8 protein-coding genes are annotated in these 8,929 nt (G+C 70.3%); 7 read left to right on the top strand and 1 reads right to left on the bottom strand.

All coding sequences use genetic code 11. The annotated features are described in order from the left end of the window. Positions 1-1,622, top strand: a 1,622-nt coding sequence (locus tag JWR86_RS07425; protein ID WP_299562988.1) for a L,D-transpeptidase family protein, incomplete at its 5' end; no start/stop codon positions are given. Between the two features lie 27 nt (positions 1,623-1,649). Here JWR86_RS07425 and JWR86_RS07430 read toward each other — a convergent pair. After that, positions 1,650-2,663, bottom strand: coding sequence for a bifunctional riboflavin kinase/FAD synthetase (locus tag JWR86_RS07430; RefSeq protein WP_299562991.1), 1,014 nt, complete (start codon positions 2,661-2,663; stop codon positions 1,650-1,652). 145 nt (positions 2,664-2,808) lie between these two features. Between JWR86_RS07430 and JWR86_RS07435 the strand changes: the two genes are divergently transcribed. The 6 genes from JWR86_RS07435 to JWR86_RS07460 form a co-directional block, all read left to right on the top strand. Beyond that, entirely contained in the window at positions 2,809-3,192 is a 384-nt protein-coding gene (locus tag JWR86_RS07435) for a response regulator (protein WP_299562994.1), read from the top strand. A 162-nt stretch (positions 3,193-3,354) separates the two neighbouring features. Continuing rightward, positions 3,355-5,001, top strand: a complete 1,647-nt coding sequence (locus JWR86_RS07440; protein WP_299562997.1) for an ABC transporter substrate-binding protein — start codon at positions 3,355-3,357, stop codon at positions 4,999-5,001. 110 nt (positions 5,002-5,111) lie between these two features. Beyond that, on the top strand, positions 5,112-6,050 hold the full coding sequence (locus tag JWR86_RS07445) for an ABC transporter permease (RefSeq protein WP_299563000.1): 939 nt from the start codon (positions 5,112-5,114) through the stop codon (positions 6,048-6,050). A gap of 1 nt (position 6,051) precedes the next feature. Beyond that, positions 6,052-6,939 (top strand): ABC transporter permease, encoded by an 888-nt coding sequence (locus tag JWR86_RS07450; RefSeq protein ID WP_299563003.1) that lies wholly within the window; start codon positions 6,052-6,054, stop codon positions 6,937-6,939. Further along, a complete protein-coding gene (locus tag JWR86_RS07455) occupies positions 6,936-7,970 on the top strand; it encodes an ABC transporter ATP-binding protein (protein ID WP_299563006.1) in 1,035 nt (344 codons plus the stop codon). The genes JWR86_RS07450 and JWR86_RS07455 overlap by 4 nt, the downstream gene beginning before the upstream one ends. A gap of 49 nt (positions 7,971-8,019) precedes the next feature. Further along, on the top strand, positions 8,020-8,929 hold a 910-nt coding region (locus tag JWR86_RS07460), incomplete at its 3' end, for an ABC transporter ATP-binding protein (protein ID WP_299563009.1).

Genomic DNA, 8,929 nt, shown 5'->3' on the forward strand with positions numbered 1-8,929 from the left:
GGCGAAGCAGTATGACGGCGCGTCGCGCAGGGTTCTGGACCGTCGGCCTGGCGCTCCTGCTCGGGGCGGCACACGCCCCGGCAGCCGCGGACGATGTCGCGGCCCAGCTTTCCCGGCCCGAGCTTCCGGCCCCCCTAGAGGTCGTCGGAACGGAGCCGGGTCCAGGGCGGGACGCGGCGTCCCCCACGGCCGAGGTAGCGGTCGCCGGGCTCGATTTGCCCCTCCCGCCGGACGTCGTGGTCGAGGTCTCGGCTGCCGCCCCGGCGCCGCTGCGGGCCGTGGCCGACCTTCCGCCCGAGGCTCCGCCGGCGCCGCTCCAGCTCACGCTCGACGACGTTCTGCCCGGCGCCATCGAGCTCCGGCTCGCCGACCCCAAATTGCCGTTGCCGCCGAAGCTCGCCGCCAAGGACCGGGCGGCCCTGACGGCCGTCTACGCCGCGCGCGGCTATCGCCCGCTGTGGGTCGAGGGCGGCGCTTGGTCGGCCCGGGCCGTCGCGCTGGCCACCACCCTCGCCGGGGCGGATGCGGAGGGGCTCGACCCGGCCGACTACCCCGTGCCGCGCCTCCAGGCCGGCACCACGCCGCTGACCGCCTCCGACCTCGCCGAGGCCGAGCTGAAGCTCAGCGCCACGGCGTTTCTCTATGCCCGGCACGCCCGGGGCGGACGGCTCGAACCGTCGCGGCTGTCCGGCATGATCACCCCCAAGCTCGATCTCCCGAGCCCGGAACAGGTGCTGGCCGTGCTCGCCGAAAGCCCGGCTCCCGCCGAGGCGCTGGCCGCCTTCAACCCGGCCTATCCTGGCTACCGGGCGCTGCGGACGAAGCTGGCTGAACTCCGGGCCAACCGGCCCGTCGCACGGCTGTCGGGGTCGCCCGATGCCGCCAAGCAGGCCGCCATGGGTGCGGCACCTGCCCGGCTGCCCAAAGTGACCCCGGCCCGGCTCGAGGGCGACATCATCGCCAACATGGAGCGCTGGCGCTGGCTGCCGGCCGAGGTGGCGCCCCGGCACATCCTGGTCAACATCCCGGAATTCCGGCTGCGGCTGATGGACCAGGGCGAGGTCCGGCACGAGGCGCGGGTGATCGTCGGCAAGGCCGATACGCCAACCCCCCTGTTCACGGGCCGCATGGATTACGCGGTCGTCAATCCGTCGTGGTTCGTGCCGCCTTCCATCCTGAAGAAGCAGCTCGCGGCGGGAGGTTCGCTGAAAGGCTTCGTGGTGACGCAGCGGGGCAAGACCACGACGGTGCGCCAGCCCCCCGGCCCCACCAACGCCCTCGGCTACATCAAGCTGATGTTTCCGAACGACCACGCCGTGTACCTGCACGACACGCCGGCCCGGCATCTGTTCGGGTCGGGCAACCGGGCGCTGAGCCACGGCTGCGTCCGGGTCGAGCAGCCCTTCGCGCTGGCTGGCAAGATCATGGGCTCCGCCTGGACCGAGGAGAAGCTGAAGAAGCTGATCGGCTGGGGCGAGCGGCACATCAACCTGGCCGAGCCCCTGCCGGTCCATCTCGGCTATTTCACCGTGGCGATCGAGCCCTCAGGAGAGCTCAGGACCTTTGGCGACGTATACGGACACAACCGCCGGGTCCGGACCGCCCTGGGGCTCGGGGCCTGAGCCCCGCCCACACGGCGGCAGGCCGCGTCAGCCGCCGATAAACGACCGGTGGCCGTCGGCCCGGGTCGCGACGGCTCGCGCCTGGTCGGCATCGACCTGCATGCGGGCAACCAAATCCTCGGCCGAACCGAACCGCTCCTCGGGCCGGATCCAGTCCAGCAACTCCACCGCGATCATCCGGCCGTAGAGGCTTTCGTCGACGTCGAACAGAAAGGTCTCGAGAAGCGGCGCGCCGTCGTCGAAGGTGGGCCTCCGGCCGAAGCTCGCAACCCCGGCGGCGACCCGCCCCGGCCCGATCGCCGCCCGCACGGCGTAGATGCCATGCGCCAGCCGGCAGCTCGCGGGCAGCGCCATGTTGGCGGTCGGGAAACCCAGCGTGCGGCCGCGCTTCTCGCCGTGGATGACCTCCCCCTCGACGAACCAGCGATAGCCGAGGAGCCGGTTTGCAAGCGCGACGTCGCCGGCGGCGAGCGCCGCCCGGATCCGGCTCGAGGACACAGGCGCGCCCTCCATTTCGACCGGGGGCTCGGCCAGCACCTGGAGGCCCAGGCTCGCACCGGCGCGGCGCAAAAAGTCGACGTCGCCCGTGCGGGCCCGCCCGAAGCGGAAGGACTCGCCCACCACGACGCCCGCGAGCTTCAGCTCGTGCCCGAGCAGGCCGGCCACGAAATCGCCGGCCTCCGTGGCCGCCAGAGCGGAATCGAAGCGGCGCACAAAGGCGAGGTCCATCCCGAACGCCTCGAGAAGCCGAAGCTTCACGGGTTCGGGGGTCAGTCGGAAGGACGGATCCTCGGGCCGGAACAGGTCGCGCGGATGCGGCTCGAAGGTCAGCACGGCCGCCGCCCCGCCGACCCGGGCCGCCCAGTCGCGGACCAGGCCGAGCATGTGCTGGTGGCCCCGGTGCAGGCCGTCGAAATTGCCGATCGCGGCGACGGCCCCAGGCGCCGGGCGCGGGCTCCCGTCGCGACACACGGCGAGGCCGGGCGCGCGCCCGTCCTGCCCTCGCGGCGGCATCGATGCGGAGAAAACGGAAACGGACAAGTTGGCGCGACCCTGTCCGATGGGTTCGGAACGGTCAAGCCGTGTGGCGTCCCCAACCACTTAACCGGACCGCAACTGGCCCCTCCTATGGACAATCAGGCAGTCCCGCCTACCAGGCGGCGCTTCCGCGCGGGAGGGAGAGGCGATGGCCCTGGATTACGGCACTCCGATCCTCGTAGTGGACGATTACCAGACCATGGTCCGGATCATCCGCAACCTCTTGAAGCAGCTCGGCTTCGAGGACGTCGATGACGCGCCGGACGGCTCGGCCGCGCTGTCCAAGCTGCGGGCGCGCCGCTACGGCCTCGTCATCTCGGACTGGAACATGGAGCCGATGACCGGCCTCGAGCTTCTCCAGCGGGTCCGGGCCGACGAGGCGCTGAAGGCGGTGCCGTTCATCATGGTGACGGCCGAATCCAAGACCGACAACGTGATCGCGGCCAAGCGGGCCGGCGTGAACAACTACATTGTGAAGCCCTTCAACGCCCAGACGCTGAGAAGCAAGATCGAGGCGGTTTGCGGCGGGTGACCCGCTCTGCTCGCTTCTGGGTCCACGCGCGCACGTTGCGGCGCACCTAAAGTCTCCCTTCCCGCTCCACCCTCGTCGGCTAAGCTGCCCTCGGGTGGCATGTCGATTGCTCCCCGACGGACGATCATGGCGGGCCACCTCGGCCCTCGCCGGGAGGACACGATGGCTTGGCGCTTAGGTTCAAGGATCGGGCTGGGGCTTGTGGCTGCCGGCATCGCGGCGGCGGGCGCGAGCGCGCAGGAGAAGGTGCTGCGCGTCGGCATGACGGCGGCCGACATCCCCCGCACCTTGGGCCAGCCCGACCAGGGCTTCGAGGGCAATCGGTTCACCGGAATTCCGATCTACGACGCGCTGACCCACTGGGATCTGACCAAGGAAAAGGAGCCCTCGGCGCTCATCCCCGGCCTTGCGACCGACTGGAAGGTGACCGACGACACGACCAAGTGGCACTTCCGTCTTCGCCCGGGCGTGACGTTCCACGACGGGTCGCCGGTCAATGCCGCCGCGGTCGTCTGGAACGTCCAGAAGGTGTTGGACAAGACGGCCCCGCATTTCGACCCGAGCCAGGTCGGCGTCACCGCCTCGCGCATGCCGACGCTCCGGTCGGCGCGGGTGGTCGACGACATGACGGTGGAGCTCACCACGAGCGAGCCGGACGCGTTTCTGCCCATCAACCTGAGCAACCTGTTCATGGCGTCGCCCACGCATTGGGACGCCAAGTTGAAGGCCGTTCCGGCCTCCGTCAGCGACCCGGCGGAGCGCGCCAAACAGGCCTGGACCGCCTTCGCGGCCGATCCCTCCGGTTCGGGCCCGTTCCGGGTGACGCGCTTCGTGCCGCGCGAGCGGCTCGAACTCGCCGCCAACCCGGCCTATTGGGACGAGAAGCGCCGGCCCAAGATCCCGCGCGTGGTGCTGCTGCCGCTCCCGGAGGCAAATGCCCGCACGGCGGCGCTCCTGTCCGGGCAGGTCGACTGGATCGAGGCGCCGGCCCCGGACGCGGTGCAGCAGATCACCAGCCGCGGCTTCAAGATGTACCAGAACGTCCAGCCGCATGTCTGGCCGTGGCAGCTCTCCTTCATCGAGGGCTCGCCCTGGCTCGACAAGCGGGTGCGGCACGCTGCCAATCTGTGCATCAACCGTGGGGAACTGAAGGAGGCGCTGAGCGGGCTGATGGCGGAGGCCACGGCAACCTACGAGCCGGGCCATCCCTGGCACGGGAACCCCTCCTTCAAGATCAAATATGACCCGGCGGCGGCCAAGAAGCTGATGACCGAGGCCGGCTTCTCGGCCGCGAAGCCCCTCAAGGTGAAGGTTCAGACCTCCGCCTCCGGCTCCGGCCAGATGATGCCCATTCCGATGAACGAATATGTCCAGCAGGGGCTGAAGGAGTGCTTCTTCGACGTCGAACTCGACGTCATCGAGTGGAACACGCTGTTCACGAACTGGCGCCAGGGCGCGAAGGACGCCTCCGCCCGCGGCGCAAACATCATCAACGTGAGCTACGCGGCCATGGACCCGTTCTTCGGCATGGTGCGGTTCACGTCGACCAAGACGTTTCCGCCGGTCTCCAACAACTGGGGCTATTTCGGCAACGACGAGTTCGACAAGCTGATCGCCGATGCCCGGACCTCGTTCGAGGCCGGGGCGCGTGACGCCGCGCTCGCCAGGCTGCATGCCCGCATCGTCGAGGAGGCGCCGTTTATCTGGGTCGCGCACGACGTGGGTCCGCGCGCCATGTCCACCAAGGTCAAGGGCGTGGTGCAGCCGCAGAGCTGGTTCATCGACATCGCCACGATGTCCCTGGAGTGACGGCCGCGCGTCGTCGTCCCCGGGTGCCTCCCGGGGAGCCCGGGCCGTCTCGGCCCGATCCCTGATGCGGGACGGCCGGGTCGCGCCCGGCCAGAACAGCGGACAGGTTCATGCTCGCCTATCTCGCCCGGCGCGTGGTCTACACGGTCCCGATCCTGCTCGGCGTCTCTCTGGTCTGCTTTGCGCTGGTGCATATCGCGCCGGGCGACCCGCTCGTCTCGGTGCTGCCGCCGGACGCCTCGCTTGAGCTGCAGCGCGCGCTTCGCACGCTCTACGGCTTCGACCGCTCCTATCCGGAGCAGTTCGTGCGCTGGCTGTGGCGCGCGCTGCAGGGCGATCTGGGCACCTCCATCGCGAGCGGCCGTCCGGTGACGCAGGAGGTGCTGAAGGCGGTCGGCTACACGCTCCGGCTGGCGCTGCTGGCCACCGCGATCGGCTTCTTCTTCGGCGCGCTGTTCGGCTTCGTGGCTGGCTACTTCCGGGATTCCGCGGTCGACAAGCTGGCCTCGGCCATCTCGGTGCTCGGGGTCAGCGTGCCGCATTACTGGCTGGGCATGGTGCTGGTGATCATCTTCTCGGCCATTCTCGGCTGGCTGCCGCCGACCGGCGCCGGGGACGAGGGGGGTCCCTGGCAGTTCTTTCGCCACATGATCCTGCCGGCGGTCACCATGTCGGTGATCCCCATGGGGATCGTGGCCCGCACCGTCCGGGCGCTCGTGGCCGACATCCTCCAGCAGGATTTCGTGATCGGGCTCCGGGCCAAGGGCCTCACCGATTACGGCGTGTTCCGGCACGTGGTGAAGAACGCCGCCCCGACTGCGCTGGCCGTCATGGGGCTGCAACTCGGCTATCTGCTCGGCGGCTCGATTCTGATCGAGACGGTGTTCTCGTGGCCCGGAACGGGTTTCCTGCTGAACGCGGCGATCTTCCAGCGCGATCTGCCCCTGCTGCAGGGGACGATCCTGGTGCTGGCGCTGTTTTTCGTGATCCTGAACCTGCTGGTCGACGTGGTGCAGACCGCGCTCGATCCCCGCATCCAGAGGGCCTGACATGGCGGCTTTCGCCGAACAGGCGGTCGCGGAGCCGCCCCCCGCCCAGACGGTGGGCTACTGGGCGGGCGTGTGGCGGCGGCTGCGCCGCGACCCGGTGGCGATCGGGGCCGGGATCGTGATCCTGCTCCTGATCCTGATGGCCGTCTTCGCGCCCTATGTCGCGCCGGCGGACCCGCTGCGCGCCTCGACCCTCCGGCGGCTCCGGCCGATCGGCTCGCCGGGCTTCCCGCTGGGTTCCGACGAGCTCGGGCGGGACATGCTGTCCCGGCTCATCTTCGGCGCCCGGCTGTCGCTGTTCATGGGCATCACGCCGGTGATCCTCGCCTTCTTCATCGGCTCGGGCATCGGCATCCTGGCCGGCTATGTCGGGGGCCGCACGAACACGCTGATCATGCGAACCATCGACGTGTTCTACGCCTTTCCGTCGGTGCTGCTGGCGGTGGCGCTGTCCGGCGCGCTGGGGGCCGGGCTCGGCAACGCGCTGGTGTCGCTGACCGTCGTGTTCGTGCCGCAGATCGCCCGGGTGGCGGAAGCCGTGACCACGCAGGTGCGCGGGCGCGATTACGTGGAGGCGGCCCGGGCCTCCGGCGCTGGCGGCCTCACCATCGTGTGGGTGCACGTGCTCGGCAACGTGCTCGGCCCGATCTTCGTCTACGCCACGAGCCTGATCTCGGTTTCCATGATCCTCGCCTCCGGTCTCTCCTTTCTGGGGCTCGGCACCCGCCCGCCCGACCCGGAATGGGGCCTCATGCTGAACACCCTGCGGACCGCCATCTATGTCCAACCGTGGCTGGCCGCCCTGCCCGGGGTGATGATCTTCATCACCTCCATCGCCTTCAATCTTCTGGCCGACGGGCTGCGCTCGGCGATGGACGTGAAGCAATGAGCGCCCAGGCTCTCGACCGTGGCGGACCGGCGCAGCCGCTGCTCAGCGTGCGCGGCCTGCTGAAGCACTTCCCGATCCGCAACGGCCTGCTGGGCGGGGTTACGGCCCAGGTCAGGGCGGTGGACGGAGTCGATTTCGAGGTCCTCAAGGGGGAAACCCTCGGCGTCGTGGGTGAATCCGGCTGCGGCAAGTCCACCACCGCCCGCCTGCTCCTGCATCTCATCGAGCCCACGGCCGGCGAGGTGATCTTCGACGGCGAGCGGGTCGGCTCGCCGGCGCTCGGCCTGACCTCGTTTCGGCGCCAGTGCCAGATGGTCTTTCAGGACAGCTATTCGTCGCTGAACCCCCGGCTGACCGTGGAGACGTCGGTGGCCTTCGGGCCCAAGGTGCACGGGGTGCCGCACCGGGAGGCGGTGGCGCGCGCGCGCGACCTGCTGGCCCGGGTCGGGCTCGAACCCGGGCGCTTCGCGGGCCGCTATCCGCACGAGCTCTCGGGCGGCCAGCGCCAGCGCGTCAACATCGCCCGCGCCCTCGCGGTGCAGCCGCGGCTCATCATCCTGGACGAGGCCGTCTCCGCCCTCGACAAGTCGGTCGAGGCCCAGGTGCTGAATCTGCTGCTCGACCTGAAGCAGGAATTCGGGCTCACCTACGTCTTCATCAGCCACGATCTCAACGTGGTGCGCTTCATCTCGGACCGGGTGATGGTGATGTATCTCGGCCGGGTGGCCGAGCTTGGCGCCTCCGCGGAAGTGTTTGAGCGGGCGCGGCACCCCTACACGGCCGCTCTTCTGTCCTCCATGCCGTCGCTCGACCCGGACCGCCGCACAGAGGAGGCGCCGCTGGCGGGCGATCCGCCGAACCCGATCGACCCGCCGCCCGGCTGCCGGTTCCACACCCGCTGCGCCTTCGCCGAGCCGATCTGCTCGGCCACTGAGCCGCCGCTGGCCGCCGCAGGCGCCCATCACGAGGCCGCCTGCCTGATGGTGCAGCCGGGGTCGGGCCATTCACGCGCCCCGAGGGCTGCCGCGTGAGCCGAGTGGCCGCTCTGCGCCCGCCCGCCGCGACCCCAGAGGAGCTCGCATGACCGCCCCGGCCGTCGCGATCGAAAACCTGCGCGTCACCTTCGGCGGCGTTGTCCGCGCCGTGGACGGGGTGGACCTGACGGTGGGCCGGGGGGAGGTCGTCGCCCTGATCGGCGAATCCGGCTCCGGCAAGAGCGTCACGCTCCGCTCCCTGTTGCGGCTGCACCCGGCCCGGCAATCGCGCGTCGAGGGCACCATCCGGGTGGACGGCCGCGACGTCACGGCCATGGGCGCCCGGGAGCTGGCGGATTTCCGCGGCGACACGGCGGCCATGATCTTCCAGGAGCCGCTGCTCGCGCTCGACCCGGTCTACACGGTTGGCCAGCAGATCGAGGAGACGATCCGCCGGCACGAGAAGACCAGCCGCGCGGCGGCCCGGGCCCGGGCCCTGGAGCTGTTCCAGCGCGTCCGCATCCCCTCCCCCGAGCGGCGCCTCGACAGCTATCCCCACGAAATGTCGGGCGGCATGCGCCAGCGGGCGATGATCGCGCTGGCGCTCGCCTGCCGGCCCAAGGTGCTGCTCGCGGACGAGCCGACCACCGCGCTGGACGCCACCGTTCAGATCCAGATCCTGCTCTTGCTGCGCGAGCTGCAGCGAGACCTGGGCCTCTCCATCATCTTCGTGACGCACGACATCGGGGCGGCCGTCGAAGTCGCCGACCGGATCGCCGTCATGTATGCCGGCCGCATCGTCGAGGAAGGGTCCGCGCGCGACCTGATCCGTGATCCCCGCCACCCCTACACGATCGGCCTCCTGAAGAGCCGGGCGCACGGGGCGCTCGCCAAGGGCCAGCGGCTCGACGCCATTCCGGGATCGCCGCCGGACGTCACGCGGTTGCCGCCCGGCTGCGCCTTCGCACCGCGCTGCGCGCTCGCGATCGAGCCGTGTCGGGCCGCGCCGCCGGCGG

The sequence above is a fragment of the Enterovirga sp. genome (assembly GCF_028290205.1).
GTDB lineage: Bacteria > Pseudomonadota > Alphaproteobacteria > Rhizobiales > Beijerinckiaceae > Enterovirga.

What these genes read in the sequence shown, in the direction of transcription:
- JWR86_RS07450 (WP_299563003.1), top strand. Translation starts at nt 6,052, where the DNA reads ATGGCGGCTTTCGCCGAACAGGCGGTCGCGGAGCCGCCCCCCGCCCAG.
- JWR86_RS07440 (WP_299562997.1), top strand. Translation starts at nt 3,355, where the DNA reads ATGGCTTGGCGCTTAGGTTCAAGGATCGGGCTGGGGCTTGTGGCTGCC.
- JWR86_RS07445 (WP_299563000.1), top strand. Translation starts at nt 5,112, where the DNA reads ATGCTCGCCTATCTCGCCCGGCGCGTGGTCTACACGGTCCCGATCCTG.
- JWR86_RS07455 (WP_299563006.1), top strand. Translation starts at nt 6,936, where the DNA reads ATGAGCGCCCAGGCTCTCGACCGTGGCGGACCGGCGCAGCCGCTGCTC.
- JWR86_RS07435 (WP_299562994.1), top strand. Translation starts at nt 2,809, where the DNA reads ATGGCCCTGGATTACGGCACTCCGATCCTCGTAGTGGACGATTACCAG.